Raw genomic sequence first — 18,519 nt, forward strand, 5'->3', positions numbered from 1 at the left:
AGGAGTTGGTGCTTGAGGTTCTGGATGACGTGCCGCCTCACTCGAAAGCCCTGATCTCAGGCCGGCTGACGGCTCATAACGACATAATGTTTGGCAGGACTGGCGGACATAAGAGCTTGTTTATTCCTATCCAAAGCCAAGAGGGCCAGATCGAGGGTGGCTTGATCGGAGGCTCCGCCAGAGGCTGGCTTGATATCGACATCCTCTTCATCCCGGAGCCTCTGCGCGGTAGGGGACTTGCTGGAAAGCTGCTGGCATTGGCCGAAGATGAGGCTAAAAAACGTGGCTGCAAAGGCGCTCATATTCAAACCGCCAATCCCATTGCGACAAAGACCTACCAAAAATGCGGCTACGAAATTTTCGGGACAATCGATCATTTCATCGATGATTTTGCGCTGACGATGTTGGTGAAGCGGTGGTGATTGCAGCTCTGTGCGGCGGGAGGGATAGTGACGATGGGGCCAGAAGATGGTAGAGTGTTAAAAGGTAACACCGGGGAATACTGCCATGCAGACGACGACGAGTGTAAAGCTCGACAGTGAAATCAAGGAGAGAATGCAACAATTGGCCCTCAAACGTCAGCGCAGCACCCATTGGCTACTGCGCGAAGCGATAGAGCAATATGTCGAACGCGAGGAGCAGCGCCAGAAGATCAATCAGGATGCGCTGGACGCCTGGAAAGAATATCAGGCGACGGGATTGCATGTGACGGCGCAAGACGCCGACATATGGCTTGCAAAACTGGAAGCGGGTGAGGATCTGGACCCGCCGATATGCCAGGGTTGATATGGGCACCTGCAGCGCTTGCAGATATTGCTCGGCTTCATCGGTTCGTTGCTTCGAAAAATAAGGATGCGGCAAAACGTGGGGTTAGTGCGATCCGGCACGGTGTGAAACTTCTGGAAAAATACCCTGAAGCTGGCAGACCTTTGGAAGACATGCCATCAGAGTTTCGAGAATGGGCGATTGAGTTTGGCTCTGGAAGCTATCTTGTCCTCTATCGTTTCAGCGGGAAAGACCTCATCATTCTTGCTGTCAGGCATAGCCGCGAGGCTGGTTATTGATGGTGAATTGAGGTCAACATCCACGTGACCAAACCTGTAGACCAGACCATCAATTGTAACAGAGAAACCATCCATGTCCCCCTATCACTTCACACTTGGAGCAGCGCAGATCTTCGCCATTCAGGATGGCATTCTGACCGCCGATGTCGGCAAGCTTTATCGCCGCAATGGCGAACCTGTCGCGGAGGGGTTTGCAGATGCCGCGACCTCGCTGTCCGTCAACTGCTTCCTGATCAAGACCCCTGAACGGACCGTGCTGATCGACACTGGTTCCGGCCAGCTCTTCGGGCCGGATCATGGCAAGCTTTCCGCCGGGCTGGCAGCACTCGGCCTCAGTCCCGCCGATATCGACGACATCATTCTCACCCATATTCATGCCGATCACACCGGCGGGCTGGTGCGCGATGGTGCGCCGATTTTCCCCAAAGCCACGGTCCACGCCGGACGCACGGAAACCGGTTTCTGGCTATCGCCGGGGGCTGCCGATGCGCCTGATGCGACGGAACGGGTCAAGGGCCAGATCGGTCGGGCGCATCTTTGCCTCGACCCGTATGAGGCCGAAGGAAGGTTGACGATTTTTGACGATAACGGGCCGATCCTCCCCGGCTTCAGCGCCACATTGCGTGCCGGTCACACGCCCGGCCATCTGGCGATCCAGTTTGAGAGCGAGGGGACGGCCATGCTGTTCGTCGGCGATATCGTCCACGGCGAGAACGTGCAGTTCCGCGATCCCGCCATCACCATCGATTTCGATTATGATCAGACCAATGCCGCCAAGGCACGGGCGCAGGTTTTCGAACAGGCGACAAACGAAGGCTACCTGATTGCCGCCGCGCACCTGCCTTTTCCGGGTGTCGGTTTTATCAGGAAAGAGGCGAAGGCTTATCGTTTCGAGGCTTTGGGATAATGGCGTGAGCATGACGCCTGATCGTCTCGGAGCTCAACGATCAATCAGGATTAGAGCGCCGTGCGCTTTAAAAAACGCACGGCGCTCTAATTTTTTATGTCTCCGGCATAATTTCAGCCATTTGCGGCCAGACGCAAGGGCTCGCAGTCCTCGACACCCTCAACCGTATCGAGAGGAACGACAACCTGGCTATCGCGCCAGCCAATCACGCCCTTTAGCCGGGCATGCACATCCTCAGCCAGCGGCACGACCAGCACCCGACCGGGATCGACCGGACCGGGGAAGGACAGGGCATTGTAAGCGATTTTTTCAAAGCCGAGCGGCATATAGTATGGCGGATCGCCGATCAGGATCACCGCTTCGGAGCCGTTCCGCCGGGCGGCTTCAATGGCGATGCGCACCAGTTCCCGGCCAATGCCCAGGCATTTATGGGAGGGGCGCACGGCAAGCGGACCAAGCATATGGCCTTTGACGGTTCCGGCCAGCACCGGCGTCATTCGCACCGAGGCAATGGTTTCGCCCTTGTCGGCGCAGACGAAGGACAGCGTGCGATCATGCGGGCCTTGCTCCCGGATACGGGCAGCGGCTCGTGTGAACCGGCCAGGGCCGAAAGCTTCCGCGTTGATGAGTTCGATAATGGCGTCGTGAGACGCATCCTCGGTGAGGTAGACGAGATCGTGCTTTTGCATGAAGACCGGAACCGTATAGCGAATTGCGCAGGAGTGTTCACACCATCACAGGGATGGTCGAGAGCATCAGCGTCGTCGCAGGTTCCGGCAGAAGGTCATGGGATCACTGTCCAATTTCGATGGGAATTTGCATAACAACAAATTTTCCGACCGTCTATAGCATCGTGCAGAAAAACGGAACCGGCACGATGCTATAGGGTCTTGCCTCGCATCGTATGGCCCGAAAACCGGTTTCCACTTTTCGGTACGATGCTTTATCCCAAAACACACTGTTCATCAGCCAAATCATCGCAATTCCTCGCCAGCATCGCATATAAGAACAAAGGAAATTCGAAACAGCAATGGAAGGAAGAGCCAATGGGCATGCTGGTTGATGGCGTCTGGAGCGACACCTGGTACGATACGAAGGCCACCAAAGGGCATTTCCAGCGCTCAGCCAGCCGGTTTCGCAACTGGTTGACCGCTGATGGCGCGCCGGGGCCGACCGGCGAAGGCGGTTTCAAGGCCCAGGCCGGGCGCTACCATCTCTATGTCTCGCTGGCCTGCCCCTGGGCGCATCGCACGCTGATTTTCCGTCAGTTGAAAAAGCTGGAAGAGTTCGTCTCGGTATCAGTCGTCCATCCGCTGATGCTGGAAAACGGCTGGACGTTTCAGCAGGACGGCGCGGCAACCGGCGACCATCTGTTCGGGGCGGATTATCTCTGGCAGGTCTATCTGAAGGCCGATCCGCACTATAGCGGCCGGGTCACGGTGCCTGTCCTCTGGGACAAGCATTTGAATACCGTGGTCTCCAACGAATCCGCCGAGATCATCCGCATGTTCAACTCCGCCTTCAATGCGCTGACAGGGGATATCAAGGATTTCTATCCCGAGCCGCTGCGTGGCGAGATCGATGCGCTGAACGACCGCATCTACGACACCGTCAATAACGGCGTCTACAAGGCCGGTTTCGCCACCACTCAGGACGCTTATGAAACCGCGATTGCCCCACTGTTCGAAACGCTGGACATGCTCGAGGAAAGACTTTCATCCAGCCAGTTCCTGGTCGGTGATACGCTGACCGAGGCGGATTGGCGGCTGTTTACCACGCTGGTGCGGTTCGATGCGGTTTATGTCGGCCATTTCAAATGCAACATCCGCCGCATTGCCGATTATCCGGCGCTATCGGCCTATCTGTCGGCGCTCTACAACTGGCCGGGCGTGGCGGAGACCGTCAATATCGACCATATCAAGCGCCATTACTACGGCAGCCACAAGACCATCAACCCGACGGGAATCATACCGGTCGGCCCGGACCTTCCCTTTCTTCACCAGAAATCGGCGTAAGGCCCATCCGTAACAAGCTCCGCTAGGCGACGCCGGGTGGCGGGGGTGATTCCTTCAGGGAGAGCGTCGAGAGGGAAAAAGCCCGATTCGGCGATTTCCCGATCCGGCAGGCGCGGCGCGGTCTGGCGCACCAGGGTGCGGTAAAACAACACATGGTCGCGGCGGCTAGCGGTGCGGTTCAGGTAGGATTGCAACAGAACGGGCGGCGCGGTCATCAGCAGATTGCCCTCTTCCCGCAATTCCTTTTCCAGCGCTTGGCTCGCAGTTTCACCCCGCTCCACCCCGCCGCCGGGCATGTACCAGCCGGGGAGATAGGTGTGTCGCACCAGGAAAATCCGGCCATCGTTATCGAAACAGGCGGCCCGCACTCCCAGCGTCATGCCGCGCGTGATGGCAAAATAAACATGCAACAGCCGCACCACACATTTTTTCACGGAACTCAACCGGCTGTCATCCGGTTGAGACCCTGATGGATACAGTGTCATCGCGCTTGCCCCGCTGTCCGGAAAGTATAGATAAGGTTCATGTTCAAACTCGCCCATATATCCGATATCCATCTGGGACCCATGCCACATCTCACCTTTCGAGAACTGGCATCGAAGCGCATCACAGGTTATGTCAACTGGCACCGCAACCGGGCAAAGCATATGGTCTCCGGCACGCTGGAGGCGCTGGTGGCCGATATTCACGCCAGGGCGCCCGACCATCTGACCGTTACCGGCGATCTCGTCAACCTGGCATCAGGGCTGGAAATCAACAAGGCCGCCGAATGGCTCCGCACGGTCGGCCCACCGGCCACGACATCGGTCGTGCCGGGCAATCACGATGCCTATGTGCCCGGCGCCCACGAAAAGGCAATGCATGCCTGGTATGACTATGTGCGCGGCGACACGGACCCGGACATCTGGCGCAAGGATTTCAAGCTCTGGCCGACTTTTCGTCGCCGGGGACCCGTCGGACTGATCGGCTGCTCCACCTCCATCGCCACCCCGCCCTTTTCTGCCAGCGGCTATTTCAGCTCGCGCCAGGCCCGTGAAACCGCCCAATTGCTGCGCCAGGCGGGCGAAGAGGGCCTGTTCCGGGTGGTGCTGATCCATCATCCCCCTGTTCGGGGTGCCGCCTCCCAGCATAAGCGGATGATCGGTATCCGTCGCTTTGCCGCAGCGATCTCGCTGGGCGGGGCCGAACTGGTTTTGCACGGCCATACCCATCTCAACACCCTGAACTGGCTGCACAATCGCCATGGCCGCGTACCGGTGGTGGGTATTGCCTCGGCCAGCCAGGGGCCGGGCAGCAAAAAGCCGCAGGCCGCCTATAATCTGTTTTCGATTTCCGGTGCGCCAGAGGCGTGGGTGCTGGACTGGGAGCGCTATGCTTTGACGGGTGATACCAGCGAGGTCTCCCTGACCCATAACCAGAGATTGTCGGGCTGACCCGCCGAACTCCGCAATCCCAGTTGCCGAACCGAGGCGTTGAAAAATCGATATACAGGATCAACTTCCTGTTCACTGCGTCCACGCTTGCCTTTTTCCGGCATTGTTTTAAGCCTTGATAAGCACTATTTGCATAGGAAGTGGTAAGCGTGCCGTCCGCAGCCTATCGGTCACTATGATGGCCCAGGACACGGTCGGTTCGGGTGAGCAAAACGCAAATGAGGAATTGCCGAATGAACGAAGAAGACGACGACAAGAGCAAGGAACTGCCGCTCGGCAAGGAAACGGAAGCGAATCTTTTCAAGTCGCGATCGATCTTCATCTATGGCGGCATCACCCAGGAACTGGCGCAGAAGGTCTGCACACAGCTGGTGGCTCTGGCTGCCGCCAGCGACGACGACATCCGCGTCTACGTCAATTCTCCAGGCGGCCATGTCGAATCGGGCGATTCGATCCATGACATGATCAAGTTCATCAAGCCGAAGGTCTGGATCATCGGCACCGGATGGGTCGCCTCCGCTGGCGCTCTGATCTATGTTTCGGTTCCGAAGGAGCAGCGCCTTTGCCTGCCCAATACCCGCTTCCTGCTGCACCAACCCTCGGGCGGCACACGCGGCATGGCCTCGGATATCGAAATCCAGGCCCGCGAAATCATCAAGATGAACGAGCGACTGATCAAGATCTTCTCCAAGGCCACCGGCCAGACGGAAGAAAAGATCGCCAAGGACATCGACCGCGATTACTGGCTCTCGGCTGAACAAGCCAAGGATTACGGCCTGGTTTCGAAGATCGTTGAAAGCCAGTCGGAAATCTGAGTTTACAACCATGAAGATATAACCCCGTCGGAGCAATCCGGCGGGGTTTTGTTTTGTGTGCCTGCCATCGCAAATGTATTTCGATACGTACCCGTTTGCCTCATCTCAGCCTTGCGTGTTTCATTAAAACCTGATGTTCCAGCCGGATCGATACTGTGGCCGGGACCATCCGCATGCTGAAAGAATTCTCGCCGCAAAGCCTGTTCATGGGGCTTCTGGTGGCCTTTGTTGGCTTTGCCAGTTCCTTCGCCGTTATCCTGCAAGGGCTGAAAGGAGTTGGCGCCAGCGATCTGCAAGCGGCCTCCGGCCTGATGGCGCTGTCGGTCTCCATGGGCATTTGCGGTCTTATCGTCTGTCTCAAGACGCGGATGCCGATTTCCATTGCCTGGTCGACGCCGGGTGCTGCCTTGCTGGTGACAGCCGGTGTGCCGCAAGGCGGTTTTTCAGCAGCGGTCGGCGCGTTTCTGGTCTGCGCCGCGCTGATCGTCATTGCCGGGCTGTTCAAGCCGCTTGGCCGGGCCATTGGCACCATCCCCGCCCCGCTGGCCAATGCCATGCTATCAGGGGTGATTGTCGGCCTTTGCTTTGCGCCGTTCAAGGCCATCGAAGAAAGCCCGCTGCTTGGCCTGCCGATCCTGCTGGCCTGGGCGATTGTCGGCACCATCAACCGGCTCTTTGCCGTTCCCGCCGCTCTTGCCGCCTTCGTTCTGGTCCTGGTATTCGCCGTTCCCCTGCCCGACGGCGCATTTGCAGCACTGGGTGCCTCCTTCGTGCCGCCGGTCGCATTCGTGATGCCGACGTTCACATTCGCGTCGATGGTTTCCATCTCATTGCCACTGTTCATCGTCACCATGGCCTCGCAGAACATTCCAGGCATCGCCGTGCTGAAAGTGCATGATTACCATCCAAGGCCGGGTCCGCTTTTCACCATTACCGGCCTGTTCACCGCCCTTGCCGCGCCATTTGGCGCCCATGCCATCAATCTCGCCGCCGTCACTGCCGCTATGGCGGCGGGCCATGATGCCCATGCCGATCCGCAGCGACGCTACTGGGCGGCAATGATCGGCAGCGTCGGCTATCTGGTGCTTGGGCTTTTGGCCGGTGTGGTCACCTCCTTCGTAGGCCTGGCACCCGCCATCCTGATCGAATCGGTGGCGGGTCTGGCGCTGATCGGCGCCTTTTCCGGCTCACTCGTCGCGGCCTTCCGCGAACCGACAACCCGCGAGGCCGCCGCCGTCACCTTCCTGGTCACCGCATCGGGCATTTCGCTTCTCGGCATTTCCGCCGCCTTCTGGGGATTGATCGGCGGTCTGGCTATGCTGGGGCTGACGCGGTTCGCTGTCCGGCTGCGGCGCTGACCGTCATCCGCAACCTTGATGAAAATTGCCCTTGCCAGCCCGGAAACCGCTGATTATAGATTGAACTATGAAGACATCGGGCCATTCCATGACGAAGACTGCGCAGCGAGGCAATTTTAGCCGCGCCGCAGCTTTGCGCGCCCTATCCTCGCTTCTTCTTCTCGACCTTATCCGCGGTTGCCGGGTCCATTGAGGAGCGCCCGGCGGCCGGGTTAGCCGTCGCAGGCGATTGCTCCTCACCACTCCACGATTTTGACTATTGACCCCTGAAGGGGCCGAATTTTGCATTCGCATGCGGCACTCGAACCGCTATAAGCCGGGCATATTCGGGATGAGAAGAGAGCGAACATGTTGAAGACCAATTCCATCAAAAAGGGCATGCCCGACGCGGCAAAGAAATACCAGGCCTATCCGCAGATCGACATTTCCGACCGCACCTGGCCGAGCAAGACCATCACACAAGCGCCAATCTGGTGTTCGGTGGACCTGCGCGACGGCAACCAGTCGCTGGTCAATCCGATGGGCCACGACCGCAAGGCCAGGATGTTCCAGTTGCTGCTGGAAATGGGCTTCAAGGAAATCGAGATCGGCTTTCCCTCGGCCTCGCAGACCGATTTCGACTTTGCCCGCTGGTGCGTCGAGCAAGGCAATGTGCCCGATGACGTCTCCCTGCAAGTGCTGGTGCAGTGCCGCCCGGAACTGATCACCCGCACCTTCGAGGCCTTGGAAGGCGCGCATAAGCCGATCATCCATTTCTACAATTCGACTTCGGAATTGCAGCGCCGCGTGGTGTTTGCCAAGGACGTGCCCGGCATCAAGCAGATCGCCGTCGATGCGGCGAAAATGATCATCGACATGGCCACCAAGGCTGGCGGCGGCTACCGGTTCGAATATTCGCCGGAAAGCTTTACCGGCACGGAACTGGAGGTGGCGCTGGAAATCTGCAACGCTGTGATTGCCGAGATCAAGCCGACCGCTGACAACAAGCTGATCCTCAACCTGCCCTCGACCGTGGAAATGGCGACGCCAAACATCTATGCCGACCAGATCGAATGGATGTGCCGCAATATCGACAACCGCGAAAACGTTATCATCTCGCTGCATCCGCACAACGACCGCGGCACCGGCATCGCCGCCACCGAACTGGCGTTGATGGCGGGTGCAGACCGGGTGGAAGGCACGCTGTTTGGCAATGGCGAACGCACCGGCAATGTCGATGTCGTGACGCTGGCATTGAACATGTACACCCAAGGCATCGATCCCGAGCTGGACTGCTCGCAGATCGAGCGCATCAAGGATGTCTATGAATATGCCAATGAAATGACCATTCCGGAGCGCCATCCCTATGTTGGCGAACTGGTCTATACCGCCTTTTCCGGCTCGCATCAGGATGCGATCAACAAGGGGATGAAGGCAGTGAAAAAGGCCAATTCCCCGGTCTGGGAAGTCCCCTATCTGCCAATCGATCCGCAGGATGTCGGCCGCTCCTATGAGGCGATCATCCGCATCAATTCCCAATCGGGCAAGGGCGGTATCGCTTATATCCTGCAACAGGATTACGGCATCAACCTGCCGCGCAACCTGCAAGTCGAATTCCGCGAGGAAATCCAGCGCATTACCGATGAAGAAGGCGTGGAACTGCCCTCCAAGCGGATCTATGACAGCTTTATCAGCCGCTATATCGACCAGCCCAATGCCCGGCTGAAATTCGTCGATCACCACACCTATCCCGACACGGCCACCAAGGGCGTGCGGATCGTCGCTGCCGAAATCACCGATGGCGGCGAGGTCAAGCGCATCGAGGGCAAGGGCAATGGCCCGATCGACGGTTTCGTTAACGCGCTCTCCACCTATCTGGGCATCGAGATTTCGGTGCGCGATTATTCCGAGCACTCCCTGCAACACGGCTCCAACGCAGCAGCCATTGCCTATGTGGAAATGGACCATCCCGGCGGACGGCTGTTCGGTGCCGGTATCAACCAGAACATCGTCACCGCCTCGCTGGAAGCCATCGTCTCGGCCGCCAACCGGGTGCTGGACGCAAGGGCGAAGTAAGGGGACGGCTTCACAGCAACCCGAAAGAACCAAAGCCACCCGCAAAACTCTTGCGGGTGGATTTGCATGTCGGCAATCCTGTTGACTTCGATGCGGCAATTAATGTACAGAAATACGTACAGATTATTGAGGCATAGACCATGACCAATGTTCGCTTCACTGAATTTCGCCAGAATTTCGCTCATCATTTTGACAGCGTGCTGGAGTCACGCGCGCCCTTGCTGGTGACACGCCAAGGCAAGGAAGCCGTGGTGGTGATTGCCGAGGGGGAATATGAGAGCATGCAGGAAACCTTGCATCTCCTGTCCAACCCAGCCAACGCCGAGCGCCTGCGCGACGGCATCGAACAACTGCGCCAAGGGAAGGTCATCGACCGCGATCCAACCGAGCCGGAGGACGGCCAGGATACTTAAACGATGAAGCTGGGCTGGACCGAGAATGCCTGGGACGATTACGAATTCTGGCTCCAAACCGACCTGAAAATGGTTTCGAAAATCAACGAGCTGATCCGCAACGCCAAGAGAACACCGTTTGCGGGCCTCGGAAAGCCCGAGCCGCTGAAAGGCGATCTCGCGGGCTTCTGGTCGAGGCGCATCGCTGGCGATCATCGGCTGGTCTATTGCGTTTCGGGTTCTGGCCAGGAACAGCGGCTGGATATTGTGCAATGCCGCTACCACTATAGGAAATGATCACCATACAAGAAGCTCACCGGGCAATCCGCGTCGATAGAATAATCGATGACAGCGTCCGCTCCACCCCTGACAACTCCCCAATCCGGTCAATCAGCCGGTCCAGCTCCTGGATTGAGGGTGCCGCCAGCATGGCGATCAGATCGTAGGGACCGTTGACGGAATGCAGGGCCGTGACCTGTGGGATGGCGGCCAGCTCTGCCGTGACGCTGGTTAGCGCTTTGGGTGCCATGGTGATCATCACATGCGCGCGGATCAGCCCGCTCTGATAGGCGTCCGACAGACGGAGTCCGTAACCGGTAATCACCCCTTCCCGCTCCAGCCGTTCCAGCCGCGCCTGCACCGTGGTGCGCGACAGGCCAAGCCGTCGCGCCAGCGTCGCCACCGGCATGCGGGCATTTTCACCCAGCAGCGCCAGCAATTCGCGGTCCTTATCGGAGACCTGCATTCTGTCCAATCCTTTCGGCAAATCGTCCATTATTGTAAGCGAAAACGCTCAATTTGCCACTGTGAATCGACAGGGATCGGCTCCACACTGAAGGCTCGTCAAAAGCATTAGGGGAACGGTCATGAAAAACATTTCCATCATTGGCGCGGGGAAGATCGGCGGGGCAATTGCCCATCTTCTGGCAGAGACCGGCGATTACCGGGTGACGGTTACCGACCGCAGCGCCGAGCAATTGGCGAAACTCGACAAGCATCCCGGCATCGCCACTGCTTTGGTTGATATTGCCGATAAAGCCGCACTTGATGCCCATATTTACGGTCAGTTCGCCGTTCTCTCCGCCGCCCCTTTTCACCTGACCGGGGCCATTGCCGAAAGTGCGGCGCGCAGCGGCTGCCATTACCTCGACCTGACCGAGGACGTAGCGACCACGAAAAAAGTCGCGGCCCTGGCTGAGGGCGCACACACCGCCTTCATCCCGCAATGCGGCCTTGCCCCCGGCTTCATTTCCATCGTCGCCCATGATCTGGCGCAGCGCTTCGAGACGCTGGACAGCGTGCGGATGCGGGTCGGTGCGCTGCCGCAATACCCGTCCAATGCGCTGAACTATAACCTTACCTGGAGCACGGACGGGCTGATCAACGAATATATCGAACCCTGCGAAGCCATTGTCGAGGGACGGATGATCAGCGTGCCAGCCATGGAAGAGCGTGAGGAATTTTCGCTTGACGGTGTGACCTATGAAGCCTTCAACACATCAGGCGGCCTCGGCACGCTGGCGAAAACCCTGGAAGGCCGGGTTCGGACAATGAATTACCGCACCATCCGCTATCCAGGCCATCAGGCGATCATCAAGGCGCTGCTCAACGACTTCAACCTGAAGAACCGCCGCGACGTGCTGAAGGACCTGTTTGAAAACGCCCTGCCCGCCACCATGCAGGATGTGGTGGTGATTTTTGTGACCGTCTGCGGTTGGCGCGAAGGGCGCTACATGCAGGAAACCTATGCCAACAAGGTCTATGCCGGCACTGTCGCGGACAAGAAAATGAGCGCCATCCAGATCACCACCGCCGCCGGCATCTGCGCCGTGCTGGACCTGCTGGCTGAGGGTGCATTGCCGCAATCCGGCTTCGTGCGCCAGGAGGAAATCAGTCTCGACGCCTTTCTCGCCAACCGTTATGGCCAGCTTTATCAATCGACAGCCGCCGCGATCGCCCGAAAGCGCCACGAATACGCGGCAGCATAAGCGAAGACTCGCCCCGCTTCATCCGGACAACCATTTCAGGGTGAGGCGCATGGCGTGGGCGGTTGCCTTATGCTACGGCAGGTTTTCCGTCTCAAAGCTGCAAAAACCGCCCCATGCCCCTCGACATGTCCCCAGCCCCGGCAGCCCTGCCCGTTCGCACTTGCGGCACCTGCACGCTCTGTTGCCGTCTGCCGGATATCGACGCCTTGGCAAAACCCGCCAATACCTGGTGCCTGCACTGCACAGCCGGGAAAGGCTGCGCGATCTACCCCGACAGACCGCAGCTCTGCCGAGATTTTCTCTGTCTTTGGATGACAAGCGACAGTCTTGGCCCGGAATGGGAACCGGCCAAGGCAAAGATGATGGTCTACACTCAGGGTCCGCAAATCACGGTTTTGGTCGACCCGGCCTTTCCGCAGGTGTGGCGTCACGAACCCTATGCCAGCGCGTTGCGCCGCTGGGCAGCCGAAGCGGAAACAGCCGGCGGCTATGTCATCGTTTTTATCGGGGAAGACGTCGTCAAGATCAACGCTGGCAAGGTGCTGGCCGGTTAGGCTTTGCGCAATTCTGCATCGCCCTTTCCATCCACTGATCAACATTCGCAACCGAAAAAACAAACATACCCGGCAACACAACCAAAAACTTGACCTTTTGTAAAGCTAGTCTAATTTCGCCATAGGGATGGCGTGTTTGAAACAGCTCGGGCGGGCCATCGATATTGCATTTGATATTTTAAGACGCAATCCGGGGGCCTTACGATGTTCGACGATATATTGACTGCTGATTTCATTCAGGCCAGCCGCGTTTTGAAAGTCTCCTCTCCGCTGGGTGAGGATCAATTGCTGCCGGAGCGGATGAAGGTGGATGAGGGCGTCAACCGTCTGTTTGAAATCACTCTGCACGTCCGCGCCAAGCGTGAAGCGGTCAAACCGGAAGAGCTTATCGGCAAGCTAGTCGACATTTCCCTGGAAATCCGCCAGGGCGAGTTGGGCGAGGATGGCCTGCGCCGCCCGTTCAATGGCTTGGTGACCGATCTTGAGGAAGGCCCGCCGGTCACACGTGGGTTACGCTCCTACACGCTCACCATCCGTCCGCAGATGTGGCTACTGTCCCGCCGCTCCGATTGCCGGATCTGGCTGGACATGACGTCGATCCAGGTGCTGGAAACACTGTTTTCCGAACATGGCCTGCCGCAGCCGGATATCGGCTTTCTACAGAACAAGCCCCCGGCGCAAGGCTATTCTGTCCAATGGCAGGAAAATGACCTCGACTACCTGCTTCGCCGGTTGGAAGAAGATGGAATCTTCTATTGGTTTCAACATGATAAGGGCATTCATCGCCTGAGAGTAACAGACCACCAGATTGCCTGGTCAAAGGCCTCGGCCAGCGCGGAAGGTGATGACACCGTGCGGATCGCCCAAGGCTCTTCCGACCGCAACCACATCACCGAATGGATGCGGCGCTTCAGTTATGTCCCCGGCCAACGGGTCGATGCCGACTGGAATTTTGAAACGCCGAACTTCATTCCACGCTCGCAGACCCCTTCTCTCGTGGAGTTGTCGGGCAATGCCAAGCGCGAACTTTATAACTACCCCGCCCGCGCCGCAGATTACACCGAAATGGAGCGCGTCGGTAAATTGCGCGCGCAGGCGACACAGGCGGATCACGAGCGGATCAAAGGCCAGTCGACCGTGCGTGTGCTGGAACCAGGACGACGCTTCAACCCCTATGAAGAACCCCACCCGGAACACAAATACGAAGAGCATGTGATAACCCGTATCACCCATTGGGTGGTGGATCGCTCCTATGAAACCACGGAAAACCAGCCGGAATATATCAACCAATTCGAGGCCATACCGTCCCGTATCCCCTTAACCCCGCATCGCACCACCAAACGCCCGCGCATCGAAGGCGCGCAGGTGGCCATTGTCGCAGGCCCCTCGGGGGAAGAAATTCATCCTGACAAATACGGCCGGATCAAAGCCTGGTTCCCCTGGGACAGACGCGCCAAAAAGGACGGCTCCGACACCTGCTGGATCCGCGTCTCCCAAAGCTGGGCCGGCGGCCTCTGGGGCTCCCAGGTCATCCCCCGCATCGGCATGGAAGTCATGATCGCCTATATCGACGGCGACCCGGATAGACCGCTGGTGACAGGCGTCGTGCCGAATACGAACAATCCGGTGCCTTATGATTTGCCGGCGAATAAGACCAAGAGCGTGTTTCGGACGAATACGCATAAGGGGAAATCAGCGCAGAAGTTTAATGAACTGACGTTTGAAGATGAGGCTGGCCGGGAGGAGATTTATATTCATGCTCAGAAGGATCGGAATGAAAAAACACTCAATAATCATAGCGAGCGCATTGACAAAAACTGGATGCAATCAGTGGGACATAATAAAGCAATCGAGGTTACAAACAACCACGATGAAATTGTTGGCGGGAACTACTCAATTATCGTAGGGCCTTCGAACATTGGAAAATTTATTTCCGCAGAACTTGCTCGTGTGGCCGAAGGTATTGGCAAGTTAACTTATAATCTTGGCCTTTCCAATATATTCAGTCTTGGGCGTGGCAACATGTTTGTTAGCGTGGAGAAGAGCAAACAAGAAACCGTTGGTGTCGCCAGTACGGAGATAGTCGGCCTATCCAAGAACCTCGCGGTCGGACGTTTTCTCTCCATAAACTCGGGGAGCGTGATCGATGTGCATGCTGACGAGCGACTCGAAATTGACTCCGGCGAAACTTTGGATTTATCCGCCGCGCAGTCCGTCGAGATTATTGCAGGTGAATCGCGTATTGTTTTGGAACGGGACGGTACTGTTGGAATATATGGCAAAACCATAAACATAGGCGCTACAAAATCAGTAAACATTGATGCTGGCGAACACGTTGCAATACGAGCAAAGAAGATTGATCTGAACTAGGAGGTAACGATGGGAAAAGGTATTTCCTACGGAGGTGATGTCGTTGAAACCGGAAGCGGGAAGATGCCGAGGGACGCTGTCCAATTCGTCTGCTCGGACCCCAATTTTCTGGAGAAGGCGGCAGCAAAAAAGCCAAACTTAGTTCTGAGCTTCCTCAAAGGGGTATATAGCCACCCCCGAGATTGGTGGGTTGGCATCATTTGGTGTTTAATGTCACTTGGGGCTTTTGGTGCCGAAGCAAAGGAGAACGCTGACGGTTGGGGTCGCAACTTGGAAACAATTCTCATCTTAGCAAAAAATAATCCCACACTTGCTGCACGAATGCTAGTAATCTATTTAAAGCATAAAGCAATGAACGAACCGGAATTCTATGGGCGTATAGCAGGAGGGATGTTTACAAATTACGCCTCAACGGGCGGCAGGCTTGGACGTCGAATACTGCCCACTACTGTCAAGCTTGGATCATCCGCCGCGAATTTTGTTCTTGCCACGACGGGAGCGATGATACTGTCGATAAAATATGGGGGAAAGGATATAATTTCCGCGCTCGACGCTGCCATAACAGGTGACTACTCCCCTGATGTTAGCAACGAACAGTACAAGGAAATATTTCGATCTGCGCTAGAGTCAGACGTCTCCATACCCCAGGCCGAGCAGGACGCCTTAGTTGAAATTATAGATGGCGTTTTGGACTGCATTCATAATCCTGGAAAATATTTAGGCAGCACCGAAAAGGGAACCATCAGTCAGCAGGTTCCCGTTGGTAGGGTGTCTTCCGCTCGTCCAGATGGACAATTCGGCAGCATTCCCCAGGGAAGTGAGACTAATGCGCTTGACGTAATTTCTGAAAAAAACCAACACAATCAATGGTGAGGTTAACAGGATGTGGGAATCTGCACTTTCACTATTCATAGGATATTGCAGGGAAATTATTTTATTACCATCATTTTTCTTACTTGCTATTTTTTTAATTGGCGGAGCTTATCTATACGCAATATTACTAGGAATATTCATAGCATTTATCTTTTTCTTTGGCGAAAAAATTATAACAAAGACCTATAATAAAAATAAGAAAATTGAAAAATAATGTGCAAATTATTTAAAATTTTGAAAAAATTTTTAGGCTTTACGTTAATAATAGCCCCAGTTTATTTTATTATACACACATCAGGACAGGCAGAAGATAACAATACATGCTCCCAATGGCATCAATATCATCAAAATACCTGCGAGGAAGCGCTCAAACTTCTCTTACAAGGCAATACCATAAGCTCTGATCTGACTGTGCAGATCCTCGTGCAACAACATGAATGGAGACATGAGTATCGCTTTGCACGATCAAACAACGGTTCCGCGACTTTCTTGACATGCACAATCCCCGGCCCGCTGATTTTACCTCAAGGTAAAACGGTACGCCTGCTTATTACATCTGAAGATTCAATTTACGAGTTGTCACTTCCAACCGTGGGTGTTCGCGTTGACGCCATTCCTGGAAGAATTAACACGTTTGCCTTCGACACTTCAAAGCCAGAGACATTCTACGGCACTGTCACCGAGGATCATAGCCACAACCAAGTGAAAGTTGAGCTAAGGGTGCTAAATAGAGAGGCCTACAACATCTGGGAGCGCGAAGTGTTGCTAAAAAAATGCAATTCCTAGAAAAATTACGAGGCCGAAGAGGTGTACGTTGTGCCAAATGGAAATAAATTGCCTTTGCCATTCAGTATCTTCATCATTTCCTCCATTAGCCTGGTTTTTATATATTTATGTATGTGCATTTATCTCTTTTATATATTTGAATTCACAAACACCCCTTCTTCAGCAAAAGATGGTTACATTCTAGGAAAATACACTGTCCTTGGCTTAACAAAATTAACCGCAATAGAAAGCATGATTCACATAGAAGACCAAGAAAAATGGGACGGAAAAGATCAACTTTTGAGATTAAGGGGATTTTTTCAAACAAAAAATAGAAATGAATTAATAAAAATAATCATGATGAATGTATTTTCACGCAATGATGATATGTATTTCATAACTGGAGACGATGACGAATGGTGGCATAAACCCACCGATACAAAAAATATAATTTATCTCACAAGAGAAAACTTCGCACAGACCGAGAATATAAAAGTTTATGACGTTGATGGCGATAAGAGCATTTTTCTTTTAGAGTCAGTTAGCTTCTAATTTTCATGGGTTTTGAAACCACATAACAAGGCACGTACAAACGAAGGAGAACCCCATGCCCGCGATCACCCGCCTCGGCGATATTGGTTCCGGCCATGCCTGCCATTTCCCGCCGACCCCCTCTATCGAGGCCAGCGGTAATGTGTTCATCAACGGTCGCGGGGCGGTTCGGGTTGGGGATGCCTATGGGGCGCATGCCTGTTCGTCCTGCCCGGAACCAAGCCATGGCCGGGCTTTGGCCGCAGGGTCGCCAACGGTCTTCATCAATGGCCAACCAGCCGGGCGGATTGGCGATGCGATCGATTGCGGCGGGGCGGCAGCGGAAGGATCAGGCGATGTATTTTTGGATGATGGCGCTTGAGCCGCTTCATAAGCATTCGTTTCTTTAAAGGCCCTCAACAAGCATTGTTTCACCGTCCGTAATATCCGGTTTTATTGCCTACGGTCACCGGCCTGTCACACCTCATTATTATAGGGCTGAGCATCTTCCATGATTGTTCGGTTCTAAAGTCGATGGCGAAATTCCAGTCCTATGTGATCTGCACCTCGCCACGCAGCGGCAGCACTTTGCTGTGCAATATGCTGACGGCAACCGGGGTGGCGGGAAAGCCGAAATCTTATTTTCATCACGGACCGATTACCGATTGGCTGTCCTATCTCAATCTGGATATCAACCCCTCTTTACCGGAGAGCGATCTTCTGGCGGCGATCTTTGAAGCTGCGTTTGAGACGGGCCGCGATGGCACTGATCTCTTTGGCCTGCGGCTGCAACGGCACAGTTTCGATCTGTTTGTCGAGAAGCTTGCCGTTCTATACCCGGTGCTGGCCAGCGACCGGCAGCGGATCGAGGCTACGTTCGGAAACACGCTGTTCATTCACCTGACACGCCTCGATAAGGTGCAACAGGCCGTCTCCTATGTGAAAGCCCAACAAACTGGATTATGGCATCGCGCACCCGATGGTACAGAGCTGGAACGGTTGTCTGCGCCACGCGATCCAATTTACGACGCCGCCGAAATCCTCGCCCGCTATGACGAGTTCAACCGATATGATCGCGCCTGGCAAAGCTGGTTTGACATGCAAGGCATCCAACCCTTGCCAATCACCTATGAAGCGCTTTGCGCCGACCCCATTGGGAGCCTGAAGGATGTGCTGGGGCAACTGGGATTGGATGGCGAGGCTGCAAGCAGCGTCGTGCCCGGCACCGCCAAGCTGGCGGACGGGATCAACCAAAGCTGGGAGACACGGTTTCGCATGGAGCATTTGCACAGTGATCACCTATGATTGGGGGGCTGAAAATCACTCTTGCGCGGCGTGGCGGACCGGGTTATGAATTCCGCCATGAAGATCGTTTTGTCCATGAATGCTTGGTGGTGGG

General features: G+C 55.6%; 22 protein-coding genes. 19 read left to right on the top strand and 3 right to left on the bottom strand.

Annotated features, from left to right (window positions below; translation table 11 throughout):
- The first annotated feature begins 8 nt into the window (after positions 1 to 8).
- From FS819_RS10505 to FS819_RS10520, 4 genes are all read left to right on the top strand, one after another.
- Positions 9 to 422: a GNAT family N-acetyltransferase gene (locus FS819_RS10505; protein ID WP_197434004.1), complete on the top strand. Its 414-nt coding sequence runs from the start codon at positions 9 to 11 to the stop codon at positions 420 to 422.
- Between the two features lie 85 nt (positions 423 to 507).
- The gene (locus FS819_RS10510; RefSeq protein ID WP_156546639.1) at positions 508 to 786 is read left to right on the top strand and encodes a CopG family ribbon-helix-helix protein; all 279 of its coding nucleotides are present in this window, start codon (positions 508 to 510) and stop codon (positions 784 to 786) included.
- Entirely contained in the window at positions 774 to 1,064 is a 291-nt protein-coding gene (locus FS819_RS10515) for a type II toxin-antitoxin system RelE/ParE family toxin (RefSeq protein WP_156546641.1), read from the top strand. The genes FS819_RS10510 and FS819_RS10515 overlap by 13 nt, the downstream gene beginning before the upstream one ends.
- 73 nt (positions 1,065 to 1,137) lie before the next feature.
- A complete protein-coding gene (locus FS819_RS10520) occupies positions 1,138 to 1,971 on the top strand; it encodes an MBL fold metallo-hydrolase (RefSeq protein ID WP_156546643.1) in 834 nt (277 codons plus the stop codon).
- A gap of 113 nt (positions 1,972 to 2,084) precedes the next feature.
- On the opposite strand, the gene FS819_RS10525 is transcribed toward FS819_RS10520, so the two are convergent.
- Positions 2,085 to 2,660: a GNAT family N-acetyltransferase gene (locus FS819_RS10525; RefSeq protein ID WP_156546645.1), complete on the bottom strand. Its 576-nt coding sequence runs from the start codon at positions 2,658 to 2,660 to the stop codon at positions 2,085 to 2,087.
- A gap of 357 nt (positions 2,661 to 3,017) precedes the next feature.
- Here FS819_RS10525 and FS819_RS10530 point away from each other — a divergent pair, with 357 nt between their 5' ends.
- The gene (locus FS819_RS10530; RefSeq protein WP_156546647.1) at positions 3,018 to 3,986 is read left to right on the top strand and encodes a glutathione S-transferase family protein; all 969 of its coding nucleotides are present in this window, start codon (positions 3,018 to 3,020) and stop codon (positions 3,984 to 3,986) included.
- On the opposite strand, the gene FS819_RS10535 is transcribed toward FS819_RS10530, so the two are convergent.
- Entirely contained in the window at positions 3,968 to 4,471 is a 504-nt protein-coding gene (locus FS819_RS10535; RefSeq protein ID WP_156546649.1) for an NUDIX domain-containing protein, read from the bottom strand. The genes FS819_RS10530 and FS819_RS10535 overlap by 19 nt on opposite strands.
- 39 nt (positions 4,472 to 4,510) lie before the next feature.
- On the opposite strand from FS819_RS10535, the gene FS819_RS10540 reads away from it, so the two are divergent.
- From FS819_RS10540 to FS819_RS10565, 6 genes are all read left to right on the top strand, one after another.
- Entirely contained in the window at positions 4,511 to 5,419 is a 909-nt protein-coding gene (locus FS819_RS10540; protein ID WP_156546651.1) for a metallophosphoesterase family protein, read from the top strand.
- 233 nt (positions 5,420 to 5,652) lie between these two features.
- Positions 5,653 to 6,234 carry an ATP-dependent Clp protease proteolytic subunit gene (locus FS819_RS10545; protein WP_070164160.1) on the top strand — a complete coding sequence of 194 codons (582 nt, stop codon included), beginning with the start codon at positions 5,653 to 5,655 and terminating at the stop codon, positions 6,232 to 6,234.
- Between the two features lie 173 nt (positions 6,235 to 6,407).
- Positions 6,408 to 7,592 (top strand): benzoate/H(+) symporter BenE family transporter, encoded by a 1,185-nt coding sequence (locus FS819_RS10550; protein WP_156546653.1) that lies wholly within the window; start codon positions 6,408 to 6,410, stop codon positions 7,590 to 7,592.
- Between the two features lie 348 nt (positions 7,593 to 7,940).
- A complete protein-coding gene (leuA, locus tag FS819_RS10555) occupies positions 7,941 to 9,647 on the top strand; it encodes a 2-isopropylmalate synthase (RefSeq protein WP_156546655.1) in 1,707 nt (568 codons plus the stop codon).
- A 140-nt stretch (positions 9,648 to 9,787) separates the two neighbouring features.
- A complete protein-coding gene (locus FS819_RS10560; RefSeq protein ID WP_156546657.1) occupies positions 9,788 to 10,060 on the top strand; it encodes a type II toxin-antitoxin system Phd/YefM family antitoxin in 273 nt (90 codons plus the stop codon).
- Positions 10,061 to 10,063: 3 nt separating this feature from the next.
- The gene (locus FS819_RS10565) at positions 10,064 to 10,336 is read left to right on the top strand and encodes a Txe/YoeB family addiction module toxin (RefSeq protein WP_156546659.1); all 273 of its coding nucleotides are present in this window, start codon (positions 10,064 to 10,066) and stop codon (positions 10,334 to 10,336) included.
- A gap of 16 nt (positions 10,337 to 10,352) precedes the next feature.
- On the opposite strand, the gene FS819_RS10570 is transcribed toward FS819_RS10565, so the two are convergent.
- Complete coding sequence (locus FS819_RS10570) at positions 10,353 to 10,784, bottom strand: Lrp/AsnC family transcriptional regulator (protein ID WP_156546661.1); 432 nt, start codon at positions 10,782 to 10,784, stop codon at positions 10,353 to 10,355.
- Between the two features lie 121 nt (positions 10,785 to 10,905).
- Between FS819_RS10570 and FS819_RS10575 the strand changes: the two genes are divergently transcribed.
- The 8 genes from FS819_RS10575 (at position 10,906) to FS819_RS10610 (ending at position 18,425) form a co-directional block, all read left to right on the top strand.
- Positions 10,906 to 12,027, top strand: a complete 1,122-nt coding sequence (locus tag FS819_RS10575) for a saccharopine dehydrogenase family protein (RefSeq protein ID WP_156546663.1) — start codon at positions 10,906 to 10,908, stop codon at positions 12,025 to 12,027.
- Positions 12,028 to 12,152: 125 nt separating this feature from the next.
- Complete coding sequence (locus FS819_RS10580; protein ID WP_234889301.1) at positions 12,153 to 12,581, top strand: YkgJ family cysteine cluster protein; 429 nt, start codon at positions 12,153 to 12,155, stop codon at positions 12,579 to 12,581.
- A gap of 204 nt (positions 12,582 to 12,785) precedes the next feature.
- Positions 12,786 to 14,951 carry a type VI secretion system Vgr family protein gene (locus FS819_RS10585; RefSeq protein WP_156546667.1) on the top strand — a complete coding sequence of 722 codons (2,166 nt, stop codon included), beginning with the start codon at positions 12,786 to 12,788 and terminating at the stop codon, positions 14,949 to 14,951.
- A 9-nt stretch (positions 14,952 to 14,960) separates the two neighbouring features.
- A complete protein-coding gene (locus FS819_RS10590; protein ID WP_156546668.1) occupies positions 14,961 to 15,824 on the top strand; it encodes a hypothetical protein in 864 nt (287 codons plus the stop codon).
- A gap of 213 nt (positions 15,825 to 16,037) precedes the next feature.
- Entirely contained in the window at positions 16,038 to 16,610 is a 573-nt protein-coding gene (locus tag FS819_RS10595; protein WP_156546670.1) for a cupredoxin domain-containing protein, read from the top strand.
- 21 nt (positions 16,611 to 16,631) lie between these two features.
- Positions 16,632 to 17,141: a hypothetical protein gene (locus FS819_RS10600; RefSeq protein ID WP_156546672.1), complete on the top strand. Its 510-nt coding sequence runs from the start codon at positions 16,632 to 16,634 to the stop codon at positions 17,139 to 17,141.
- A 55-nt stretch (positions 17,142 to 17,196) separates the two neighbouring features.
- A complete protein-coding gene (locus FS819_RS10605) occupies positions 17,197 to 17,502 on the top strand; it encodes a PAAR domain-containing protein (protein WP_015916752.1) in 306 nt (101 codons plus the stop codon).
- Between the two features lie 152 nt (positions 17,503 to 17,654).
- Positions 17,655 to 18,425: a Stf0 family sulfotransferase gene (locus tag FS819_RS10610; protein WP_156546674.1), complete on the top strand. Its 771-nt coding sequence runs from the start codon at positions 17,655 to 17,657 to the stop codon at positions 18,423 to 18,425.
- Positions 18,426 to 18,519: the final 94 nt, after the last annotated feature.

It is taken from the genome of Allorhizobium sp. Av2, assembly GCF_021462805.2.
In the GTDB taxonomy this organism is placed as follows: Bacteria; Pseudomonadota; Alphaproteobacteria; order Rhizobiales; family Rhizobiaceae; genus Allorhizobium; species Allorhizobium vitis_G.

Coding starts and splice junctions, on each gene's coding strand:
- FS819_RS10510 (WP_156546639.1), top strand. CDS start 508: ATGCAGACGACGACGAGTGTAAAGCTCGACAGTGAAATCAAGGAGAGA.
- FS819_RS10515 (WP_156546641.1), top strand. CDS start 774: ATGCCAGGGTTGATATGGGCACCTGCAGCGCTTGCAGATATTGCTCGG.
- FS819_RS10520 (WP_156546643.1), top strand. CDS start 1,138: ATGTCCCCCTATCACTTCACACTTGGAGCAGCGCAGATCTTCGCCATT.
- FS819_RS10525 (WP_156546645.1), bottom strand. CDS start 2,660: ATGCAAAAGCACGATCTCGTCTACCTCACCGAGGATGCGTCTCACGAC.
- FS819_RS10530 (WP_156546647.1), top strand. CDS start 3,018: ATGGGCATGCTGGTTGATGGCGTCTGGAGCGACACCTGGTACGATACG.
- FS819_RS10535 (WP_156546649.1), bottom strand. CDS start 4,471: ATGACACTGTATCCATCAGGGTCTCAACCGGATGACAGCCGGTTGAGT.
- FS819_RS10540 (WP_156546651.1), top strand. CDS start 4,511: ATGTTCAAACTCGCCCATATATCCGATATCCATCTGGGACCCATGCCA.
- FS819_RS10545 (WP_070164160.1), top strand. CDS start 5,653: ATGAACGAAGAAGACGACGACAAGAGCAAGGAACTGCCGCTCGGCAAG.
- FS819_RS10550 (WP_156546653.1), top strand. CDS start 6,408: ATGCTGAAAGAATTCTCGCCGCAAAGCCTGTTCATGGGGCTTCTGGTG.
- leuA (WP_156546655.1), top strand. CDS start 7,941: ATGTTGAAGACCAATTCCATCAAAAAGGGCATGCCCGACGCGGCAAAG.
- FS819_RS10560 (WP_156546657.1), top strand. CDS start 9,788: ATGACCAATGTTCGCTTCACTGAATTTCGCCAGAATTTCGCTCATCAT.
- FS819_RS10565 (WP_156546659.1), top strand. CDS start 10,064: ATGAAGCTGGGCTGGACCGAGAATGCCTGGGACGATTACGAATTCTGG.
- FS819_RS10570 (WP_156546661.1), bottom strand. CDS start 10,784: ATGCAGGTCTCCGATAAGGACCGCGAATTGCTGGCGCTGCTGGGTGAA.
- FS819_RS10575 (WP_156546663.1), top strand. CDS start 10,906: ATGAAAAACATTTCCATCATTGGCGCGGGGAAGATCGGCGGGGCAATT.
- FS819_RS10580 (WP_234889301.1), top strand. CDS start 12,153: ATGTCCCCAGCCCCGGCAGCCCTGCCCGTTCGCACTTGCGGCACCTGC.
- FS819_RS10585 (WP_156546667.1), top strand. CDS start 12,786: ATGTTCGACGATATATTGACTGCTGATTTCATTCAGGCCAGCCGCGTT.
- FS819_RS10590 (WP_156546668.1), top strand. CDS start 14,961: ATGGGAAAAGGTATTTCCTACGGAGGTGATGTCGTTGAAACCGGAAGC.
- FS819_RS10595 (WP_156546670.1), top strand. CDS start 16,038: ATGTGCAAATTATTTAAAATTTTGAAAAAATTTTTAGGCTTTACGTTA.
- FS819_RS10605 (WP_015916752.1), top strand. CDS start 17,197: ATGCCCGCGATCACCCGCCTCGGCGATATTGGTTCCGGCCATGCCTGC.
- FS819_RS10610 (WP_156546674.1), top strand. CDS start 17,655: ATGGCGAAATTCCAGTCCTATGTGATCTGCACCTCGCCACGCAGCGGC.